Source organism: Novosphingobium mangrovisedimenti (assembly GCF_025153475.1).
Taxonomy (GTDB): Bacteria; Pseudomonadota; Alphaproteobacteria; order Sphingomonadales; family Sphingomonadaceae; genus Novosphingobium; species Novosphingobium mangrovi_A.
This window is the reverse complement of sequence record NZ_JANZXA010000004.1, coordinates 1-21,074: the sequence shown is the minus strand read 5'-3', so window position 1 is coordinate 21,074 and position 21,074 is coordinate 1. Positions and strand designations below refer to the sequence as shown.

At 63.1% G+C, this 21,074-nt stretch carries 21 protein-coding genes; 9 read left to right on the top strand and 12 right to left on the bottom strand.

Going from position 1 to position 21,074, the window contains the following annotated elements; genetic code table 11:
* Positions 1–83: 83 nt before the first annotated feature.
* Both NZK81_RS07265 and NZK81_RS07260 read right to left on the bottom strand, forming a co-directional pair.
* On the bottom strand, positions 84–2,657 hold the full coding sequence (locus NZK81_RS07265) for a TonB-dependent receptor (RefSeq protein ID WP_260045395.1): 2,574 nt from the start codon (positions 2,655–2,657) through the stop codon (positions 84–86).
* 428 nt (positions 2,658–3,085) lie between these two features.
* Positions 3,086–3,964, bottom strand: a complete 879-nt coding sequence (locus tag NZK81_RS07260) for an alpha/beta fold hydrolase (protein ID WP_260045393.1) — start codon at positions 3,962–3,964, stop codon at positions 3,086–3,088.
* 178 nt (positions 3,965–4,142) lie between these two features.
* Between NZK81_RS07260 and malQ the strand changes: the two genes are divergently transcribed.
* The gene (gene malQ, locus NZK81_RS07255; protein ID WP_260045391.1) at positions 4,143–6,131 is read left to right on the top strand and encodes a 4-alpha-glucanotransferase; all 1,989 of its coding nucleotides are present in this window, start codon (positions 4,143–4,145) and stop codon (positions 6,129–6,131) included.
* Positions 6,132–6,156: 25 nt separating this feature from the next.
* Here malQ and NZK81_RS07250 read toward each other — a convergent pair whose 3' ends face one another.
* The 3 genes from NZK81_RS07250 to NZK81_RS07240 all read right to left on the bottom strand — a co-directional run bounded on the left by NZK81_RS07250 (position 6,157) and on the right by NZK81_RS07240 (position 9,260).
* Entirely contained in the window at positions 6,157–6,609 is a 453-nt protein-coding gene (locus NZK81_RS07250; protein WP_260045389.1) for a tRNA (cytidine(34)-2'-O)-methyltransferase, read from the bottom strand.
* A 171-nt stretch (positions 6,610–6,780) separates the two neighbouring features.
* Positions 6,781–7,947 carry an alpha-hydroxy acid oxidase gene (locus NZK81_RS07245; protein ID WP_260045387.1) on the bottom strand — a complete coding sequence of 389 codons (1,167 nt, stop codon included), beginning with the start codon at positions 7,945–7,947 and terminating at the stop codon, positions 6,781–6,783.
* Positions 7,948–7,949: 2 nt separating this feature from the next.
* Positions 7,950–9,260: an NtaA/DmoA family FMN-dependent monooxygenase gene (locus NZK81_RS07240; protein ID WP_260045385.1), complete on the bottom strand. Its 1,311-nt coding sequence runs from the start codon at positions 9,258–9,260 to the stop codon at positions 7,950–7,952.
* A 311-nt stretch (positions 9,261–9,571) separates the two neighbouring features.
* Between NZK81_RS07240 and NZK81_RS07235 the strand changes: the two genes are divergently transcribed.
* Both NZK81_RS07235 and NZK81_RS07230 read left to right on the top strand, forming a co-directional pair.
* A complete protein-coding gene (locus NZK81_RS07235; RefSeq protein ID WP_260045384.1) occupies positions 9,572–10,834 on the top strand; it encodes a cytochrome P450 in 1,263 nt (420 codons plus the stop codon).
* A 5-nt stretch (positions 10,835–10,839) separates the two neighbouring features.
* Positions 10,840–11,373: a MarR family winged helix-turn-helix transcriptional regulator gene (locus NZK81_RS07230; protein WP_260045382.1), complete on the top strand. Its 534-nt coding sequence runs from the start codon at positions 10,840–10,842 to the stop codon at positions 11,371–11,373.
* Positions 11,374–11,392: 19 nt separating this feature from the next.
* Here NZK81_RS07230 and NZK81_RS07225 read toward each other — a convergent pair whose 3' ends face one another.
* The 6 genes from NZK81_RS07225 to NZK81_RS07200 all read right to left on the bottom strand — a co-directional run bounded on the left by NZK81_RS07225 (position 11,393) and on the right by NZK81_RS07200 (position 16,658).
* The gene (locus tag NZK81_RS07225) at positions 11,393–13,027 is read right to left on the bottom strand and encodes an alpha-D-glucose phosphate-specific phosphoglucomutase (RefSeq protein WP_260045380.1); all 1,635 of its coding nucleotides are present in this window, start codon (positions 13,025–13,027) and stop codon (positions 11,393–11,395) included.
* A gap of 140 nt (positions 13,028–13,167) precedes the next feature.
* Positions 13,168–13,797, bottom strand: a complete 630-nt coding sequence (locus tag NZK81_RS07220; protein WP_260045378.1) for a JAB domain-containing protein — start codon at positions 13,795–13,797, stop codon at positions 13,168–13,170.
* A complete protein-coding gene (locus NZK81_RS07215) occupies positions 13,704–14,216 on the bottom strand; it encodes a hypothetical protein (protein ID WP_260045377.1) in 513 nt (170 codons plus the stop codon). Before NZK81_RS07215 ends, NZK81_RS07220 begins: the two co-directional genes overlap by 94 nt.
* A 45-nt stretch (positions 14,217–14,261) precedes the next feature.
* Positions 14,262–14,606, bottom strand: a complete 345-nt coding sequence (locus NZK81_RS07210; RefSeq protein WP_260045375.1) for a hypothetical protein — start codon at positions 14,604–14,606, stop codon at positions 14,262–14,264.
* A 77-nt stretch (positions 14,607–14,683) separates the two neighbouring features.
* Positions 14,684–15,259 (bottom strand): helix-turn-helix transcriptional regulator, encoded by a 576-nt coding sequence (locus NZK81_RS07205; protein WP_260045372.1) that lies wholly within the window; start codon positions 15,257–15,259, stop codon positions 14,684–14,686.
* A gap of 226 nt (positions 15,260–15,485) precedes the next feature.
* Positions 15,486–16,658 (bottom strand): acyltransferase family protein, encoded by a 1,173-nt coding sequence (locus tag NZK81_RS07200; protein WP_260045370.1) that lies wholly within the window; start codon positions 16,656–16,658, stop codon positions 15,486–15,488.
* Positions 16,659–16,856: 198 nt separating this feature from the next.
* Here NZK81_RS07200 and NZK81_RS07195 point away from each other — a divergent pair, with 198 nt between their 5' ends.
* From NZK81_RS07195 to NZK81_RS07170, 6 genes are all read left to right on the top strand, one after another.
* Positions 16,857–17,573, top strand: coding sequence for a hypothetical protein (locus NZK81_RS07195; protein WP_260045368.1), 717 nt, complete (start codon positions 16,857–16,859; stop codon positions 17,571–17,573).
* Positions 17,574–17,742: 169 nt separating this feature from the next.
* Positions 17,743–18,162, top strand: coding sequence for a type II toxin-antitoxin system RelE/ParE family toxin (locus NZK81_RS07190; protein WP_260045366.1), 420 nt, complete (start codon positions 17,743–17,745; stop codon positions 18,160–18,162).
* A gap of 48 nt (positions 18,163–18,210) precedes the next feature.
* Complete coding sequence (locus tag NZK81_RS07185; protein ID WP_260045364.1) at positions 18,211–18,498, top strand: helix-turn-helix domain-containing protein; 288 nt, start codon at positions 18,211–18,213, stop codon at positions 18,496–18,498.
* A 214-nt stretch (positions 18,499–18,712) separates the two neighbouring features.
* Positions 18,713–19,204 carry a hypothetical protein gene (locus NZK81_RS07180; protein WP_260045361.1) on the top strand — a complete coding sequence of 164 codons (492 nt, stop codon included), beginning with the start codon at positions 18,713–18,715 and terminating at the stop codon, positions 19,202–19,204.
* Positions 19,204–19,725 (top strand): ImmA/IrrE family metallo-endopeptidase, encoded by a 522-nt coding sequence (locus NZK81_RS07175; RefSeq protein ID WP_260045359.1) that lies wholly within the window; start codon positions 19,204–19,206, stop codon positions 19,723–19,725. Before NZK81_RS07180 ends, NZK81_RS07175 begins: the two co-directional genes overlap by 1 nt.
* Positions 19,726–19,727: 2 nt before the next feature.
* A complete protein-coding gene (locus tag NZK81_RS07170; protein ID WP_260045357.1) occupies positions 19,728–20,798 on the top strand; it encodes a beta family protein in 1,071 nt (356 codons plus the stop codon).
* A gap of 12 nt (positions 20,799–20,810) precedes the next feature.
* Here NZK81_RS07170 and NZK81_RS07165 read toward each other — a convergent pair.
* The coding region (locus NZK81_RS07165) for a transposase (RefSeq protein WP_260045354.1) at positions 20,811–21,074 on the bottom strand (264 nt) is incomplete at its 5' end.

The window sequence follows — 21,074 nt, the reverse complement described above, 5'->3', positions numbered from 1 at the left end:
GATAACCTGTTTACACCCTGTGCAGGCCGCAAACGGCGGCCTCCCGAAGGAGGCCGCCACCGCACGACCCCGAAGGGAACGGTTCAGGCGCCGAACCGCACTTTCAGGCGCACGCCGTACATGCGCGGTTCGTTGACGAGCTGCGATTCGAGACCGAACGAATTGAACCCGTTGACGACGTTCACCGGGAACTTCTCGTTGGTGACGTTGGTCATGAAGAACGAGGCGTCGATCGGGCTGCCGAAGATCGAATCCCAGTTGGCATTGAGATTGAGCAGCTTGGTCGACGGCATCAGCCCCGGATTGCGGGGCGGCATAACGCCGGCGAAGACGATCCAGTCGGTCGACACGGTACCGGCAGGCGGATTCTGGTAATTGGCCCATGCCGTGTCGTCCGCGCGCGAGGCGTACTGCTTCGCGGTATAGACGAACGTCGCCCCTACCGAGAGCTTGCCCACACTTTCGGGAACCGGAACATTCACCGTCCCCGTCAGCGTCAGGCGATGCCTGGGCGAAAGACTGAGCGGGCCGCCCACGACCGCGGTCGGCACGACATAGGCCCAGGAACTCGCGCCCGGCTCCCACGGAACCGGCTCGGGATCGGGAATGCCCGAAAGCTCCTGCAGCTTGGTATTGAGGTAGGTGTAGCCGGCATCGATCTTGAGGATGTCGGCAACGGTCACCGAGGCATCGACCTCGATACCCCAGATCCGCGACTTGCCCGCGTTGATGATCGCGGTGCCGCCCAGCAGCGGCGCGCCCTGCTTGGCCACCAGCGTCGCCTGGATCTGCTGGTCGCGGAAGTCGTTGTAGAAGCCGGTAACGTTGAAATAGCCCTTCAGCGAGCCGCTGTAGAACGACGTCTTGGTACCCAGTTCATAGGTATCCACCTTTTCCGGTCCCCACATGTTGAAGGGAACGTAAGTGGGGTTCACGCCGCCTGCACGATAGCCGCGCGTCCACTTCGCGAAGAGCAGAATGTCGTTGGTCGGCTTGTATTCGAGGTCGATCGTCCAGGTCGGCTTGTCCGACTTGGCCGTGTCCTTGGCATAGCACTGCCTGAAGTCGTAGGGCGCGATCGGTTTCTTCAGGCCGGTGTTCACGCCATCGACGATCAGGCCGTTGATCAGCGGGTTGTTACAGTACCACGAGGGCACGAAGGGCGTTTCGAAGAAGATGCCGACGCCGTCGTACTCGTAGCTCTGGCTGTCCCATGTGTAGCGGGCGCCGGCCGTGACCGCGAGCTGGTCGGTGAAGTTGTAGGTGCCCTGCGCATAGAGCGCGCGGCTCTTGTACCAGCGCTTCTGCCAGGGGGTGGAGATGCTCGATGACGTCGGGCTGATCCCGTAGCACTGGAACTGGTAGGGATCGACGCAGTTGAGCAGGAACGGCGTGAACTGGACGTTGTAGCCCATCGGGTTGGCCTGCTCGAAATAGCCGCCCGCCTGCCAGGTCAGCTTGCCATCGCTGGTGCGCCCCTGGAGCTGCAGTTCCTCGGTGATCGTCTCTTCGTCGGCATTCTTGAACTTCGGAAAATTGCCGAGGTGGATCAGCGAGATGAACGGGTTGATCGTGCCATAGGGGCTGACCCCGTCGGGGATCGCGTAGTATTCGCCTTCCAGCGTCTGCCGGGCGATCTCCTGGAACTGGCCATAGCTGACGATGTTCTTGACCGTCAGGTTATCCGATGCCTGCCAGGTGGTGGTGTTGATGATCTGCCAGGTGGTGAACTTGTTCTTCGGGTTGGGATGCGTGTTGGAAACATCCCACCAGCCGCCGCCGACGGAAGCCTCGCCCGCGATCTGCAGCGCCGCGAAGCCGCCGAAGCCCGAATTGGGGTTGTAGGCGATCACCTTGGGGACCGTGCCGTTGGTGTCGGAACGGGTGTAGGTGGCAATGGTGTAGTTCTCGAGATCGGGCGTCAGTTCGGCCAGCACGCTCAGGCGCGCGGCGACATAGTCGGTGTCGTTGAACCGGCTGGGCCCGATGTCGGTGAGGTTGTGGATGTACCCGTCGCGCTTCATCCGGTCGACGCCGAGGCGCACCTTGAAGGTATCGGCCAGCGGCACGTTCACCACGGCCTGGAAACGGCGCATGTCGAAGTTGCCGTAGGACCCTTCGACATAGCCTTCGAGCATGTCCGTCGGCTTGTTGGGCACCAGCAGGACCGCGCCGCCGGTGGTGTTGCGGCCGAACAGCGTGCCCTGCGGCCCTTTGAGCACCTGCACGTTCTGCAGGTCGAACAGGCTGCCGACACCGGCGCCTTCGCCCGAGGTCGTCGCGCCGCCGCTGCGCGGGGCGACGGTATCCGCGAAATAAACGCCGACCGAAGGCACCGTGCCCAGATCCTGCACGAAGCCGCGGATCGAGAACGACGCCTTCTCCGGACCGAACTTGGAATTCACCGAAAGCGAGGGCGTATAAGTCGCAAGGTCCGCCGAATTGACGATGTTGCGCTTGGAAATATCGGCCTGGCTATAGACCGAGATCGAGATCGGAACGTCCTGCAGGCGTTCCTCCGTGCGGCGCGCGGTCACGATAATGGCGCCGCTGTCCAGGGCATCGCTGCCCGAATCCTGCGCCATGGCCGGCGTCGTCAGAACGGCGCCCATCGCCGTGGCCGCCAGAATCGCACTTCTGCTGCTAAGTCGTTTCACGCCAATTCCCTCCCGTTTTGGCGCAGAAGCCGGCACGCCGGCGCCTGCCAATCATCGCAATGCGTGGGGAGGTTGTCCGAACGGGCAAGGTTGCCCCGCCCTATGCCGGCCGGAAATCTTCGGCCAATCGCCATCCTCCCGCGGGTGCCTTGGCGACACCTCGAATGCAACGGAAAGAGAATTGCCTCTAAATCTGCACATGCGTCAAGAATATGCCCGGCAGAAGTGTTGGCATACGCGACATGCCCATCTGCCCGGACGCGGCCCGGAACTAAAAATTATCACATTTAAATTCAGTAAGTTACATATAATGCCGACGCATAATCGGCTCTTTTGTCGCATCGCGGAGCAAAGCCGCACTGGCGATCTCTTCCATAGACAAGCGTCTTGTCAGTGTGGAAAGGGTGCCGTCACCGGCGCCTGCCTTGTCATCCCCCGATGAATTCGAGAATCATCGGTGCCAGCTTCGGCCACGAACGGAACAGCGTGTGCCCCTCGCTGCCTTCCATCGTCTGGCCCGACCGGTAGTTCCACTCGTCGTCGTTCCACGGCGGATCGAGCATGACAGAGTGCGGCACCAGACGATGCACCCATTCCGACGTGGCGCGCGTATGCGACAGGTCGCTCTTGCCGCTGCGGAACACCAGCGTGGGCATCGTCAGCCGCGCAAAGTCGCGCGGAGCCATGCCCGGCACCGGCGTGATCGGCGACGGCACGTAGGCTGCCGCCCACTTCTGCATCACCGCGATGAACTTGTCGGGATCGTAGCCCCGGATGTATTCGCGCGCCTGTTCGCTCTTGCCGAAGTTCTCGGCCCAGCTCGTGGCCTTCATCACCGCTTCCATGCCGCCGACGCTGGCCAGCGTGCCCGCTTCGCCGCAATAGTAGGTGGCCAGCTGCATCAGGCCGATGGGATCGCCCGAGATCCACCAGATCGCCAGATGCGAGCAGATCTCCGGATCGCGCGCCGCCGCCAGCAGGGAAACGCGGCTGCCCCCCGAACCGCCGGCGATGACCGTGGGGCCGAGGTCCAGCTTGCGGATCAGCCCGGTCAGCGCCTCTGCCTGCATCTCGGATTCGCTATCGCCCAGCAGGCAGGCATCGGACAGCCCGCAATTGGGACGGTCGTAGATCAGCACGCGCTTGCCCGTCTTCACGAATGCCTCCGCCATTTCACGAAGGCCCGGCACGTCCATGGTGAACCGCCCGCCCGGCGTGAGCACGATCGGCGGATCGCCCTCCTTGCCCAGCAGTTCATAGGCGATCCCGATTTCGCCGCCGGTCACTGCGATGTCGATCTTTGGCATGTATCTCTCCCAGACAGTTTGACGGCATCGTCGACTGCCCTTGTCCCGCACGCAAGTCCCTAGATTGGAACCTGGGCAACCGGCCGTGCAGGACCGGCCGTCGGCGATTGTCGCGATGCTATGGGAACGCTAAGCTGGGCAGCGGCTTGCTCGGGGTGAGACCAGGCCTGCGCAGTCGGTGGAGGCAGGCATAGAGCAACTGTACACGCTCGCGGAGGCAATCGGCATTGCCCGCAGGTGGTGGGACGTCAACGGAACACACCAGACCGTCACCGACGCCTCTCTCGCGGCGATTGCAACCGCGCTGGGCTATCCGGCCGAAAGCGAGCGGGACATTGCGCGCAGCCTGGAGCGGCTGGAAGCGGAGAGCCGCCAGCCGCCGGCGATGATCGTCACCGAAGCAGGCCAGCCCACTCCCCTTCCCGCCAGCATCGCCCGCGCCGAGCTGACCGATGAACACGGGCTGAGCACGGCGCTGCCGGTCGAAAACTGGATGCTGCCCCCGGTCGACGAGCCGGGCTACTACCAGCTTTCGCTGGCAGGCCACGAATTGACCCTGGCCGTCGCCCCGAAAAGCTGCCCCACGGTCCACGATTTCGCGTCGGGCAAGCTCTGGGGCCCGGCCGTCCAGATCCCTGCCCTGCGCGGCGCCGCCAGCCATCCCTTCGGCAACTTCGGCGAACTCGACGAGGCGGTGCAGCTTTTCGCCGCGCGCGGGGCGGACGTGCTGGCGATCAACCCGGTTCACGCGCTGTTTCCCGGCAACGGACAGGGTTTCTCACCCTATTCGCCCTCCAGCCGCCTCTACCTCAACACCGCCATGGGCGCGCCGGAACTGCTGGGACTTCCTCCACTCCCCGAACGAACGGGCGGCCCCCTGATCGACTGGAAAGGCGCCCTGCCCCGGCGCCTGGCCGACCTGCGCAAGACATTCGCCGGCCTCGACGATGCCACGCGCGCACGGATCGTGCGGGACAACGCCCCGCACGGCGAAAGCCTGCAGCGACAGGCGCTGTTCGATGCGCTCGACGTCCATTTCCGGGCCCGGGGCGCGGACGGATGGCAGGACTGGCCCGCCGCCTATCACGATCCGGACGGCCCCGCCGTGGCAAAGTTCGCCGCCGAAAACCGCAACGAGACGGACTTTCACCTCTTCGCCCAATGGCTCGCCCGCGAAGGCATGACCAGGGTTCAGGCCGACGCGACCAGGGCAGGCATGGCCATCGGCCTTCTCGCCGATCTGGCCGTGGGCGTTCACACCGGCGGCGCCGATAGCTGGTCGATGCGCGATGCCATGCTGCAGGGCCTCACCATCGGCGCCCCGCCCGATCCGCTCGGCCCGCACGGGCAGAACTGGATGCTCACCGGCTTCTCCCCGCAGGGCCTCGGGCGCGCCGGGTATGCGCCTTGGATCGCCACCCTGCGTTCCGCGCTCGACCGTGCCGGCGGGCTGCGCATCGACCATGCCTTCGGCCTTGCCCGGCTATGGCTGGTTCCCGCGGGCGAGGACGCCAGCGCGGGTGCCTATCTGACCTATCCCTTCAAGGACATGATCCGCCTCGTCGCGCTGGAAGCGCATCGTGCCCACGCGCTGATCGTCGCCGAAGATCTCGGAACCATGCCGATGGGCTTCGCCGCCCCGGTCGCCGCCGCTAAGATGCTCGGCATGCGCGTGCTCTGGTTCGAACGCGCGGCGGACAAGGGCTTCATCGGCGGACAGGACTACGCGCCCGTCAGCGTCGCCATGACCGGCACCCACGATACGACGACCGTCGCCGGCTGGTGGACCGGACGCGATCTCGAATGGGCGGAAAAACTGGGCCGCTTCCCTGCCGGCACCACGCCCGAAGAGGAAGCCGGGCGCCGCGAGGAAGATCGCGGCCGCCTCTGGGCCACGCTTACCCACAACACCCGCCCGCGCCCGGCGCCCGACGATCCCGAGCCGGTGGTGGATGCCGCCCTTCGCCACATCGGCCGCTCCGCCTCGCAACTCGCCATCGCGCCGCTGGAAGATTTGCTTGCCGAGCGCGAACAGCCCAACCTTCCTGGCACGATCACCGAACACCCCAACTGGCGCCGCCGCCTCGACGCGCCTCTGGCGGAACTGCTGGACAAGCCGGACAACGCGACACGGATCGAGACGCTGGATCACGCGCGCAAGGAATAAGCGCGGGCCGGCGCCCGGCACGCCGTCACCCCGGCAAGCCGCCCGTCTGCCGCAAGGCCTCGCCAAGCGCGAGCGCCGCTGCCGTGGCCAGGTTCAACGAGCGCACTTCCGGGCGCAGCGGAATGCGGACCCCGGCATCGCAGACTTCGGCGACGGCAGCCGGAACCCCGGCGCTTTCCTTTCCGAACAGCAGCACATCGTCGGCCTCGAACGCGAAGTCGTACACCGATTGCGTGGCCTTGGTCGTGAACAGCACCAGCCTTCGCGCGCCGATGGTCGAGCGGAAAGCGTCAAAACCGGCATGGCGCGCGATCGTGACATGATCGATGTAGTCCATGGCCGCACGGCGGACGCGTTTGTCGTCCCAGGCAAAGCCCATCGGCTCGATGAGATCGACCGCCGTGCCCATGCAGGCACCCAGCCGCAGAATGCCGCCGACGTTTCCGGCGATTTCAGGTTCGAAAAGAGCAATGCGCATCGCGGCTGCTTGGCGGCGACGGCTGCACTGTGCAAGCCTGCATCGCCGGGCGCCTGCCTAATCCCGACGCGGATCGCCTCGTGCGTGAGGTGCGGCTTGCGCTTGATGAGGTGGATCACCCGGTACATCGAACTCTCCCGTCTCGTTTGCGCGGGAGGCCATGGGCGAAAGTCAGGTGCGGATAGTTCCCGGAAGGAGATAGCTGCGATCCAGTTCGTCGAGCCGCGTCACGCCGACCATGGCCATGGCGACGTCGATCTCGCCCGCAAGCAGGTCGATGGCGTGGCGCGCGCCGGCCTGGCCGCCGGCCGCGCAGCCATAGAGTGTGGCGCGGCCGATCAGCACCGCCTTCGCGCCCACGGCCAGTGCCTTCACCACATCCGCCCCGCGCCGTACGCCACTGTCGAACAGCACGGTGGCGCGGTCTGCCACCGCATCGACGACCGATGCCAGAACGTCGATCGCGGGCGGCGAGGAATCGAAGTTGCGCCCGCCGTGGTTGGACACGGCAATCCCGTCGACGCCATGGTCGAGCGCGATGCGCGCGTCTTCCGCACAGAGCACGCCCTTGATCACGAGCCTGCCCGACCAGCGCTTGCGCAGTTCGTCCACGTCCTTCCAGCAGACCGACGCCGAATTGGCGACACGGCTGACGGAGCCAGTGAGCTTGCCGCCCACCTCGGGCGGATAGTTGGCGAACTGCGGCAAGCCGCCCTGCAGGTAGTAGCGCGCGATCACCGAAGCGAACCACGAGGGGCGCTTGATGAAGTCCGACACCAGCGTGCGGTTTATCCGCACCGGGTTGCCCATCCCCGCGCGCTTGTTGAACTCGCGCAGCGGCCACATCGGCGTGTCGACCGTCAGCACCAGCACTTCTGCGCCGTTCTCCGCGGCATTCTCGACGACGCGCCAGGACAGGTCGCGGCGTTCCCACAGGTACATCTGCATCCAGTGCCCGGCCGTGGCACACCGGGCGATGTCGGCAAAGCTGGTGGTCGAACTGGTGGTCTGGGTAAAGGGTATGCCAGCAGAGGCCGCGGCTAAGGCAATCGCGCGCTCGCCGCGATGCCAGAGCAGGTCGGAGACCCCGGTCGGCGCGATGACCAGCGGGAGCGGCTGTCTGCGACCGAACAGCTCGATCCCGGCCGAGCGATCGGACACGTCTCGCAGGGTGCGCGGCAGGAGCTGCACCCTTTGCAGCGCCTCGACGTTGCGGTGTATCAGCAGGTCGTCCTCGGTGCCGCGCTCGATGAACTCCCAGATCGCGCGCGGCAACCGGCGGCGCGCCAGATCGCGCATCTCGGCAATGTTGTGCGCGCGCCGCGAAATGTCTCCCACGGTCAGGACAGTTCCAGGTTCTCGCGGAAGGTCCTGCCTTCATATTCGGTGCGGTAGATGCCGCGCTTCTGGAGGATCGGCACGACTTCGTCGACGAATTCCTCGATCGAGCTGGGCATGACGTTGGGCGTCATGTTGTAGCCGTGGCAGCCGGTTTCGCGCCAGATGTGCTCGAGCTGGTCCGCCACCTGCTCGGGCGTGCCGACAAGCTGCGGCATGCCGACCGAGAGGCCCCACTTGATCGCCACCTCACGCAAGGTGAAGGGCCGGTCGCCCAGTACCGAGGTAAAGGCCTTCATCAGCCCCTGCGAGGCATTGGTCTGCTGTTCCTGCATCGGCTTGTCGAGGTCGATGCCGCTGAAATCGACGCCCATCGTCCCCGACAGACGGGCGAGGCAGGCTTCGAGCGGCATGCGTTCTATCAGCTCATCGAGCCGCTTCTGCGCTTCTTCCTCGGTACCGCCCAGGATCGGCTGCACCCCGAAGACGACGCCGGGCTCGGGCTTGCCGATCTCGGCGGCGGCGGCCTGCAGCTGCCCCATGTAGCGCTTCATGCCGGGCAGGTTGGGCTGGATCGAGAACACGACATCGCCGTGCTCGATGCCGAACTTCAGCCCCCGGCCGGACGTGCCTGCCTGAAACAGCACCGGCCGCCCCTGCGCGCTCGGCAGCACCGGGCCGACCGTCTCGCAATCGAAGAACTCGCCGTGATAATTGACGAACTTCACCTTGGAGGGATCGGCATAGACGCCGCTCTCGCGGTCGGCGAGGATCGCGCCTTCCCCGATCGAATCCCACAACTGGTAGCAGACCTCCATGAATTCGTCGGCCGCGTCGTAGCGGCGGTCGTGCTCCATCACCTCGCGGTAGCCGATGGCGCGGTGTTCGCCCCGCAAGTGGCCGGTCACGATGTTCCAGCCCACGCGCCCGCCCGACAGGTAGTCCACGGTGGAAAGCTGGCGCACGATCGACCACGGCTTGTACGAGGTGGTCGACATCGTCGCCGCCAGCCCCAGATGCGTGGTCGAGGCGGCAAGCGCGGAAAGCAGCACGACCGGATCGTGGCTCGGCCAGCACACGCCGTACTTCACGGCATCCTCGTGGCTGTCGCGGTAGCGGTCGAACACGCCGGGAGTATCGGCGAAGAACAGCCCGTCGAACTTGCCGCGCTCCAGCGTGCGCGCGAGATCCTGCCACTTCTTCAGATCCGCCATGGCATCGAGCCGGTTGTCGCCGGGCGCGGCCCAGCTCAGCACCGTGTGATTGATCGGCGAATGAATCTCGAAGCTGATCAGGTGGATTTTCTTGCTCATGGTTCTTGGCCCGTTCCGCGCAGTTCCTCTCTCGGGCGCGTGATGGAACGGCAGGCGGCGCAGCGCAAGGACTATCTTGCCATACATGTATACAATGATTCCCTTAATTTCGCGAATACGGGCATTTTTACCCTGATATTGAAATAAATAATATCCAATATGTGGGCAGAGCAGGAGCAACCTCTGCGGGAGGAGAGGAAGGCACCCTATCTCGGCCGGCATGTCGACTTGACGCCGCCTGGCCAATATGGAACATAATGTTCCATATTGGAACTTTTCTATTCACTCTGCAGAACCCGGGAAACAAGCGCATGAATGCAGCCTCTCTCTCCCTTCTGGCACCCGTGCCGAACCACGTACCCGAGGCTGCCGTCTTCGATTTCGACATGTTCCACGACCCCGGCCTGCTGGAAGACCCCCACCAGCGCGTGCTGGAACTGGCCAGGCAGGCACCGCCGGTCTTCTGGACGCCGCGCAACGGCGGACACTGGATATTCCTGGGTCGGGACGCCGCCTTCGATGGCGCGCGCGACTCTTCCTCGTTTTCCAGCGAGATGATGCCGCACGATCAGATGATGGCGATGCTGGCGATGATGCCGAAGGGATCACCCCACGTTCCGATTCCCTATCCGATCCTGCTCGATCCGCCGCTCCACGAAAGATACCGCCAACCGCTCCAGACCGTCTTCTCTCCCCGGACCGTTTCCAGCCTGAAGGACAAGATCCGCGAACTGGCCGTCGACCTGATCGATCCGATCGTCGATCAGGGGCGCTGCGAGTTCATGTCCGCCGTGGCCGAACCGCTGCCGGTCCAGATCTTCCTGAAGATGCTGGGCCTCCCGCTGGACATGATGCCGCAGTACCGCGCGCTGGTTAAGGAGAATCTCGCCGCGCAGGGAGCGGACGCCGACGCCGGCGCCGCCGCGATGCAGCGCCTGATAAAAGTCGCCGCCATCATGCGCGACGAAATCCTCGATCGGCGCGACAACCCGCGCGACGACATCCTGAGCATGCTCTGGAAAGTCGAGATCGACGGCAAGCCGATAACGCTCGAGGACATGGAGAACTACGGCGTGCTGCTGTTCATCGCCGGACTCGACACGGTGATGAACGCGATGGGCTATGCCGTAAGGCACCTCGCGCAGGACCTCGAACTCCAGGACCGGCTGCGTGCGGACCCCGGCCTCATCCCAAAGGCCGCCGAGGAAATGCTGCGGCTCTACAGCTTCGTTGTCCCGGTTCGCCGGGTCGCGCGGGACCTGGAATTCGGGGGACTGCAAATGAAGGCCAACGAACGGGTGATGCTCTACCTGCCCGGCGCGAGCCTCGATCCTGCCGCCTACGCCGATCCGGGCATCTACGACCTCGAACGGGACAATAAGTCGCACATCGCCTTCAACGCCGGCCCGCACCGCTGCCTCGGCGCGCACCTGGCGCGGCTCGAACTGCAGACGCTCTACGAGGAACTGCTGGCCCGCATGCCAAGGTTCCGGCTCGATCCCGAACGGCCGGCCACGTTCCTGTGCAGCCACATCCTGGGCGTCGACACGCTCCACCTTGTCTGGGATAGCTGATCGCCATGAGTGGAAACATCAGGTCTAACGTATTCCTGGCGATGATCGACGAGATCCTGCGCCTGCAGAACTGCTTCGAGGATCTGTTCGGAGAACTGTCCGAAGCCTCCGGCATGTCGACATTGCAGAAGCTGGTGCTCTTCGCGGTGTTCGAGGCCCCGGTGCCACCGACGGTTCCCCAGATCGGGCGAGATCTGGGGCATCCACGCCAGGTGATCCAGCGCATCGTGAATGAACTGGTCGATGCCGACATTCTCGAAAAGATGCCGAACCCGCACCACAAGCGCGCCATGCTGCTGGTGCCGACCGACAAGGCGCAGGCCATGAAGCGCCAGGCGGAAGACCGCGCGCTCGAAACCGCGGAAGCCTTCCTCGGCGAATTCAGCGCGCCCCGCTGCGCCGGGCTCACCGGTGAACTCAAGGCCCTGAGGGAAGCCCTGGAGGCTTACGTGAAGCGCCGGGGGCTTCCCCTCCGATCGACAGGCGATGCCGGCCTGCCGGCCGGAAGCACGTTCGCCCTGCTCGAAAGGCTGGGCTAGACGCAGAGGCGCGCGGGCCTCAGGTAATCACGTCCGGCGCCGTCCGCCCGGTGTGCTGCACGATCCCCGCGATCGCCTCCGCCGCCGCGATCTGCGGGGCCAGCATGTCGCCGGTTTCGGCATCGAGATCACCGTCGGGGCCGGTGTAGTTTTCCAGATAGACGCGCAGCGTCGCCCCCTGCGTCCCGGTGCCCGAAAGGCGGAAGACCACGCGGCTGCCACCTTCGAACAAGACGCGGATGCCCTGGTTCGCGCTGACCGAGCCGTCCACCGGGTCGGTATACGAAAAGCTGTCCGCCACCGCGACGACGAGCGCGCCGAAAGCCTTGCCCGGCAGCGTGTCGAGCCGGGCCTTGAGGCCATCCATCAACGCGTCGGCGCCGGTCTTTTCGATGCCTTCATAGTCGTGCCGCGCGTAGTAGTTGCGACCAAAGCGCGCCCAGTGCTCGCGCGCCAGCGCATCGACGCTGATCTTGCGCACGGCGAGGATGTTGAGCCACAGCAGCACGGCCCACAGGCCATCCTTCTCGCGCACGTGGTCGGAGCCCGTTCCCGCGCTTTCCTCGCCGCAGATCGTGACCTTGCCGGCATCGAGCAGGTTGCCGAAGAACTTCCAGCCCGTAGGCGTCTCGAAGCACGGCACGCCCAGCGCTTCGGCCACGCGGTCGGCGGCGGCGCTGGTCGGCATCGAGCGGGCAATCCCGGTCAGGCGTCCCTTGTAGGCCGGCGCGCATTCGATGTTGGCGGCCAGCATGGCGAGCGAATCCGACGGGGTGATGAAGCGCCCGCGCCCGATGATGAGGTTGCGATCCCCGTCCCCGTCCGAGGCCGCACCAAGATCGGGGGCACCCTCGCCCATCATCAGGTCGTAGAGATCCTTGGCGTGGATCAGGTTGGGATCGGGATGATGACCGCCGAAATCCTCCAGCGGCGTACCATTGACCACGGTCCCTTTGGCAAAGCCCAGCCGGTTTTCGAGGATTTCGGTGGCATAGGGGCCGGTCACCGCGCTCATCGCATCGAAGCGCATGGTCAGGCCGCCCTGCACCGCCGCGCGGATCGCGTCGAAATCGAACAGCTCTTCCATCAGGTCGGCATAGTCGGCAACCGGATCGATCACCGAGACGGTCATCCCGCCGACGGTGACATCGCCGGGCGTGTCGAGGTCGATGTCGTCCGCCTCCACCGTCAGCCAGCGGTCGATTTCCTTCGTACGGTCCAGCACGGCGCCGGTCACGCCCTCGGGCGCGGGACCGCCGTTGGCGATGTTGTACTTGATGCCGAAGTCCTCGTCGGGCCCACCGGGATTATGGCTGGCCGACAGGATCAGCCCGCCGCTGGCCTTGTACTTGCGGATCACGTTGCTTGCCGCCGGGGTCGACAGGATACCGCCCTGCCCGACCAGCACCTTGCCGTAGCCATTGGCCGCCGCCATGCGGATCGCCTGCTGGATTACGGTGCGGTTGTGGAAGCGCCCGTCGCCGCCGATCACCAGCACCGCGCCCGGCTCGGGCGAAACCACATCGAAAACGGACTGGATAAAGTTCTCGGCATAGTTGGGCTGCTGAAAAACCTTCACCTTCTTGCGCAATCCGGAAGTACCGGGCGCCTGTCCTTCGAAGGGCTGGGTAGGAACCGTGACAATCTGGCTCAAGCGTCGATCTCCATTGCACCGCGACACGCGGCGTAGACTGCGCATCCGACAGTTTCGTGTCGGGCCGACTATGTCAAACATTCGATTGTGCAACTGCGGGGAAACCGGTGTACCCATCCGGTACAGGCCGCGCCCGGCCTTCAGATCAAGCCCATCGACCGCATGCTGGCGATGACATTGCCGGCAACGATGCAATGATCGTCGAGCCCGACTTCGAGCGCTTCCACCACCCGGCGCAACTGCGCCGTCGCGGCGATGTCCGCCTCGCTCGGCTCGGCCGAACCGGACGGATGATTGTGCGCAACCACGAGTCGCCGTGCATCGAGGTCGAGAGCGCGGCGGACGGTCTGGCGCAGGGGAATGGTCACTTCGGCGCGCTGGCCGCCGTCGTAGAAGTCCTCGGCAAGGAACAGCCCCTCCCCGGTGAAGAACAGGATCATCAGGCATTCTTCGCGGCGCATGCCCAGCCGCCGGACGAGGTAGTAACGGAATTCCGGGGCGCGGGTGTCTATCGGCTGCCCGATCAGCGCCTCGCGCGCGGCGGCCTCGGCAAGCTGGCGGGCCGCGACGATCAGCGCGCCGACCTCCGCCGGGCATTCCTCCGCCTGCGCCAGCGCCTCGTCGAGCGCCTCGATCGATGCGGACCAGATCGTGCGGATCGAGCCGAAGTGCCGGATCAGCCGCCGCGCAACGACTTCGGAACGGTCGCCGGCATAGGGGTATAGGAGTCGCGCCAGGACGGATAGCTGCCCAGCCTGTTCCGCCGCCACATGTGAAATGCCAGCCCTGCCGTCATCGCCGTAAGCTGGATGTACGACGGCATGACCGCCATCATGTCGTACGCCGTCCGGTCGATCTCCGTGAGAGAGAACCGGTAGACGTGCGCCATCAGCGCGATGATCTGGGCGCCTCCTATCCACAACGGGTAGACCCGGTTGGCACGTAGCGCGACCGGCAGCACGGTGGCGAAGACCACGCAGTCGATGACCATGTGACCGACATCGGCGTGGCGCCAGAGGATCGAGCCGCCAACCACGAAATGATAGAGCTGGTCGACCGCCAGCATCGCCCCGAGCACGAACGCCAGAATACGCTCGGGCGCGGCGCCCCATGACAGGGCGGCAAGAAGAAGAAGCGCGGCATAGCCGTATTGCAGGAAGGGCCGTGCCGCCCAGAGCCACTCAAGCATGGTTCGCACCATGCCATCGCGGCACCGGGCGGCAGCGGAACCGGCTCAGGCCTGCTGACGTGCCGGCTCCACCTCGACGAGCAGACCCACAGACTGGTCCGGGCAGTTCCCGGCATCGTCGCCAATCGCCTTCACCTCGCGCCCGGCATCGAGCAGGTCGCGGTGGACGCGGATCATGTCGTTCTGCGTCTCGATCAGCGAGCGCTGCGTCTTGGCCAGGCGCATCAGCGCGTTCTGCGCGGCATAGACCTGCACCCCCTCGGCCCCACGGGCGAGCAGCATCGATTCCATCAGGCGCGTCGAGGCCAGCAGCGCGGAATCGAGCGACAGCTCGGCTTCGGGAAGCTGGCGGGAAATTCTGGCCGCAGCGGCCGTGATCGTCATGGACATAAGGACCCTCCATCTGCCGCACCGGCCCGAGCGATGCGCCTGTCTCGTGCATGGCTGGAGGCACGTTCCGCCGCCGGTCAGAACAGCTTGCTCAGCGCATCAACGACGCCCAGACCGACCATCGCGACGAGGAGCATCCCCCCGGCGATGACGACCATGGCGGCGGTGCGGCTGAGACCGGCATGCGGGCCGTCGAGCACCTCCGGGCCGACCCGGCCGATGACCTCCCCCTGCCACGGCGGTGTCAGCGTGAAATGCACCGCGTCGGCAAGGGCAAGCTGCTCGGCCGGCCCGTCCTGAGGCTGAGGTTGTGCGATCGGCAGGCGGTCCGGAACCTGAGGAATCTTATCTGGTACCGGCTTACAGGCCTCTTCCAGGTCCTGCAGGTACTGCCGGTAAGCGCGTGCCAGCTCCGCGCGGGGCGGAGACCCGGTGCGGCCGCGCACTGCCTCGATCCGCTGGTTCACCGCGCTTTCGGAGATGCCCAGTTCCCAGGCGATCTCCTTGCTGGTGCGGTTTTCGGAGACGTAGCGCAGCACTTCGTGCTGCTTGGCCGTCAGCCGGGAGAAGGCCCGCAGCAGCCGTCCATACTGGTCGTCACCCCCGGCAGCCTCACCCGGCCGGGCGCGCAGAGCTTCATCGTCAGCAGACATGGTCCGCCCGCTCTGGCTGACGCCGTTTCATGATAGATGTCCACACCACCATCGCATCGATGCGGTAATAGCGCAGGTTAACTATGTGATGCACCCCCTTGATTACAAAAATGTCACTGCGGTTTGGTCCACAATCGAGCAATTTCCGTTAGTTGGTATGCTGACGCGGCAAATGCTCCACCCTGCAGAGCGCAAAACGCGCCCGGGGCGCACCACCTTGCCGCGATCACTGCCCGCGAATGCGCGCGACGATCAGCTCCAGCGAGGGCCGCGCCCGCTGGCGCTGCACGCTCGCGGGGGACAGCCCTTCGCCCGCGCGCCGCAATATCCACGACCGCACCGGCACCTCCAGCACATGGTACGAAAGCGCGGCCAGCACGAAGCTCACACCCGCCCAGACCATGCGGTCCGCCAGGGCCCCGAACACCCCCAGACGCGGCTGGAGAAGCGGGCCGAGCAGGTCCTGCACCATCAGGTGGTACATATAGATGCCGTAGGAAATCTGCCCGACGTAGATCAGCGGCAGGACGAGCGGCGAGGCCACGAGACGCTCGTTCCGCCCCAGCGACAGCGCCAGCACGACAAGGCAGCCGAACAGGAAGCTCATCGCCGTCGGCCATACATCGACGGGCCCCAGCACGAGCGAGAAAGGCACGAACCAGAACATCAGGCCGGTCGCCAGGAACACGCCGAAGATCACCCCGGTCCGCACGCCGGCCCGCATCGCGACCGCCAGCAGCCCGCCAACGCCCAGCGAATCCAGCACCGCCGGCGGCAGGACCCAGACCCCGAAGTCCGCCATCCCCGCCGCCAGCCAGATCAACCGGAACGCCGGCGCGGCAAGGATCACGGCCACCAACAAGGCCGGCAGGAACCGCCGCGGCACGGCAAGGATCACGGCCGGCCATACCAGGTAGAACTGCTGCTCCACCGCCAGCGACCACAGATGGCTGTACATCCCGTCCCAGTTGCCCTGCAGCACGAACAGGACATTGCTCAGGTAGGCGGCATGCCAGAAGAAATGGCCGTGGTCCCGCCCCGGCGTCGCCGCAAGCGCCACGAGGAGAAAGGCCAGCAGGCACGGATAAAGCCGCGCGAAGCGCCGCAGCAGGAACCGGCCATAGCGGAACTCCTGCCTGTCGTGCTCGCCCAGGATGATCCGCGTGATGAGAAAGCCGCTCAGCACGAAGAAGCACTGAACCCCCAGCCCGCCCCAGTGCACGCCCAGCAGCCAGTACCGCTCCGCGAAATAGTGCGTGTAGAGCACGCTCGCCACCGCCACCGCGCGCAGCACGTCGAGCCCGGCGAAATAGAGCGAGGGGCGTGGCTGCGAAGCACTCTGGCCCGAGGCACTGTCCCGAGCCGAAGCGGCACCGGCCGCCGCGACGTCAGCAGTCATCCCGTGCGGGTCCTCGTCGATGCTGCGTCATGTCGGCCGTCCACCCCGCTACCGGATACGGCCATGATAGCTCATGTTAACCATTTGCGGCACCCCCGATTACAACAATGTCATCGCGACCGGCCCGCAAAGGCGCTGTCCTACAACCGGCCGGATCGGTCACAATCGTGCCCCCCTGCCGCAGACCGGAGTCGCCCGATGATCGACAGAACACCCCGCCCCGATCATCCTCGCACCAAAAGCCTGCCCCGCTTCACCCCCGTCCCGCGCAAATGCGAACGCCACGACGGCTGGACGCCCGAACGCCAGCGCGGCTTCATAGAGGCGCTGGCCGACACCGGCTCCGTGCGCGCCGCCGCCCATGCCGTAAACATGACACCCGAAGGCGCCTACCTCCTGCGCCGCCACCCCAAGGGTCAAAGCTTCCGCAAGGCCTGGGAGGCCGCGCTCGCGCTCGGCGTCCAGCGGCTGGAGGACGTCGCCATGGAACGCGCGCTCTACGGGATAGAGGTGCCGGTCTACTCCTACGGCAAACGCGTCGGCACCCGCCGCGTGTTCAACGATGCCCTGCTGATGTTCCTCCTGCGCAACCGGGCACCCCACCGCTTCGCCGCCGACAGCCTCCACAACCTCGACGCCGCCACCCAGTCCAGCCTCCAGCGGCTCAAGAAGGAATGGCGCAAGCAATGGGAAGAGGAACAACAGGCCGAGCGCAACCAGAGCTCGGAGGAAATCCTCGCCAGCATCGACGCCCAGATCGACAAGATGCGCCAGCGCCACCAGGCCACGATGAGCGAGAGAACCCGCCGCCTCTGGGAAGCCTACCAGAAAAGCAACGAAGCCGACCAACACCGCCCCCGCGCCCTCCCCGCCCCGGACGACGATGAGGAAGAGGACAACTACAGAGAGGATTGAACCAGATCCTCCCCGCCCCGGGGAGGGGGACCATCTCCGCTCATCCTGAGCTTGTCGAAGGAAGGATGGTGGAGGGGCACAGGCCCCACAGCATGACGTTTCAGGAAGGGAGGAAGGAAAGGTGCGAGGGCCATCGCCCTCGCGCTCCCCTTACTGTCCGCGTAGTGGCTTGCAGCACCGGCTGCCTGACAACCTAAAACAGCGCCCCGCCACCTTGAATATTATACGGCAATGCCGTACAAACCCCAACATGCAGACCGTCATCGAGACCGAAAGCTATCTGCGCGCCGTCAAGGACGCCGGAATGGCCGAGGAGGAAAGGCAGGCTGCAGTTGATCTGGTGGCATCCGATCCCGAAGGCGGAGACGTGATGCAAGGCACCGGCGGCGTCCGCAAGGCACGCCTTGCCGGTCGCGGCAAGGGCAAGTCGGGCGGCTACCGGATCGTGTGGTATTTCGGCGGCGGAGACATTCCCGTATTTCTGCTGACGGTGTTCGGCAAAGGCGAAAAAGCCAACCTCACGCAAGGCGAGCGCAACGCGCTCCGCTCGCTAACTGCGAAACTAAGGGAAAGTCTGGGCGCAGATTGAATACGGCGCTGGCAGCAGGCCGGCCCGATGGTCAAAGGACCGAGGATTATGAGCAACGCATTCGAAAAAATCGCAGGCGGCCTGACGGACGCCATCGCCTATGCCGAAGGCGACAAGAGCAAAGGCCGTGTCGCCGCTGGCCCGGACGTAAAGGCCATCCGTGCCAAGACGAAGCTTAGCCAGATCAACTTTGCGGCCAAGCTGCGCGTGCCCGTCGCGACTATTCGTGACTGGGAGCAGCACCGCCGAGTCCCCGATGCTCCTGCGCGCACCCTGCTGAGCATGGTGGATGCAGACCCTGAAGCCGCGTTGGCATTGATTGAGCGGATGGGGTGAATTTGGGAGTTAAGTAAACTGTCACCGTAATCCTGTCGGCGTGGCGCCTTGTGGCACCGTAAAGCGACCTCCCTTAACCGCGATACTAATGCCTGTTTCGAGTCATCTTTTGACTCCCTCAAAATCCGCCGCACAGCCTCCGATTGCAAACTTTTAAAGTAAGTACTTTCGAGCGCACATTGCGCCTAGATCTGACGCAGGCTATCTCGTCAAAATGAAAGAGTTCTGGAAGATATTCAACCGCACGCTGGCTGTCATCGCCACTCTTTCTCTCGCTATAATTGCGTTCAAAGCAATTCATGGCCTCATACACTCAGCACCGCCGGGGCAGCCTCCCAGAGTCGATTATAACACTATTGTAATAGTACTACTGACTACGGTTACAGTAATATTTTCAGTTTGTGCCATTGCCCTAGGGATATTGGGGGCGATCGGATTTCGAAATCTTAAAAAAGATGCTGGTAAATTTGCCGAAGTCCAAGCTATAAATGAGATAAAATCAGCATTTGAGAAAAACGGAACCGCCCTCAACCATATAGATAGTGAATTTCAGCGAGAAGATGGCCATTTTAGACCTTGGATGAAAGAACGTATACGCAAAGAAATCGTTCTTCTATTGCCGCTAATAATGACATCAAAGCCCCCATCTACCCTCGACGAAAACTTGGCCGAGGGTGAGCCCACAGACGAAGGTGAAACGGACTGATGCCTGTGGACATTCCTGAAGCCGACCCAGCTTTGAGTCTATGGCAACAATGCAACCCTGCAGACCTTGAAAAGTTTTGGCATCTGCTTGGCCAATTTCCCGTCAAAGTCGGAGAAATTGCAAGGGCCCTTGGGATATCTGTTATCAGCAAAACCCTACAATCCGAGATTTCTGGCCTAATAAAGTTATCAGGTGGGCAATTCCAAATCGAAGTGAACAATACGGACTTGCCTGTAAGGCAACGTTTTACCGTATGTCACGAGATCTCTCATTATCTACTGCATAGAGATCAGATTGATGCTGATGGAATAACTGACAACATTCTATATCGTTCACGGCTATCCAACCGCCAAGAAGCTCAGGCAAATAAACTAGCCGCAGCCATATTACTGCCATGGAATTTAGTTTTGGAATGGCATAACTCGACATTTGACACCCCCCCCCGACAAGACACCGTTGAAGAGATTGCCAAAGCGTTCAAAGCCTCACGCTTAGCAGTCGGCTTTCGATTTGGTTTTTGAGAATGTCCGAATTTACCAACCGATATTACCCTACTCTCTGCATCCGTCGTGCAGAGATGAAGGCAATGGAAATGCTGCCTCTGTTGGAAAAACAGAGCATGCTTCCTGTCGTTCTATTAGCCCCATGGCTGAACTCAATAGAGTTTAACAATACACATAAAATCGTAGAAAAGAGCCTGCAAGGAATCCCATTAATTGCCGACATTGATCGGCACTTCCAAAGCAAGTCCGACTTACCCTCAAGAGAGTATTTTTGGTCACTTCTGGATGGAGATCACGGCGCAGAAAAGTGGATGGACCTGATTGCAGGACACTCAAACTACATTCCTACAATCCAGCTTCAAGGCGTTTCCAGTACCGGCATTGCCCATCAGATCGCACGCGCGAAGGCGCTGGGCCGTGGCTATGTGTTCCGCCTAGAGCCAGCACAACTCTTTCTGTTTGATAGCGTTCTGCATTATATAACTGAAAATCCTCAAGACGATATTCTTACCATTTTCGACTACGGATACGCAGACAACAGCATAGAACTTATTGAAGATATTTCCTCATACATTCGACGCCTAGTTGATACCAATGAATTGGCGAAATTCGTTGTGTCTGGATCGAATTTTCCAAACGTATTCTCTGATTTTGATGACTTTTCATCCAGTAAGAATATCGCCGCACGAGGTGTCTTTAATGAATTAGCCAAGATATTCGGCAACTACCAAATATTCTACGGCGACTGGGCGAGCACCAAACCCCGGCGTTATGATGGAGGCGGCAGCAAACCACTGCCACGAATAGATTTTCCAACTAAATCAAACTGGATTATCGCCCGATCAAAAGAAGAAGGCTGGTCATTTAAAGACGCAGCAACTCGAGTTACTCGACTTTTAGAATGGGAATCTCGTCCCATGGTGTGGGGTACAGGTCTTATTGAGAAGACCGCTCAAGGCTTACCAGGCGGGATTTCAACTGGGCCTCAAGCAATTGCAGCCCGAGTCAATATCCACCTCTACCTGCAGAACCACTATCGCGATGAAGGTGATGTGCCGCCACCTCAGGGCGAGTGGATCGACCCAATTTAGACTCTGATGACATTACGTTGATGCATATCCTGAGTTTCTGAGGTAGTTTGCGCATTCATTGGGCGGGAAGTCATCGAGCAGGGAGCCGATACGTCGCCATGTTGCTTCGACGGATCGTTCTGCGGCCTTTCGCAGGAGATGCTTGAGCTTGGCAAAGACCTGCTCGATCGGATTGAGATCGGGGCTGTAGGGCGGCAGGAACAGGAGCCGTGCTCCTCTGGCCCGGACAGCGGGCTTCTTGTGACTGGAGAGGTTGTCGAGGATGACGATGTCTCC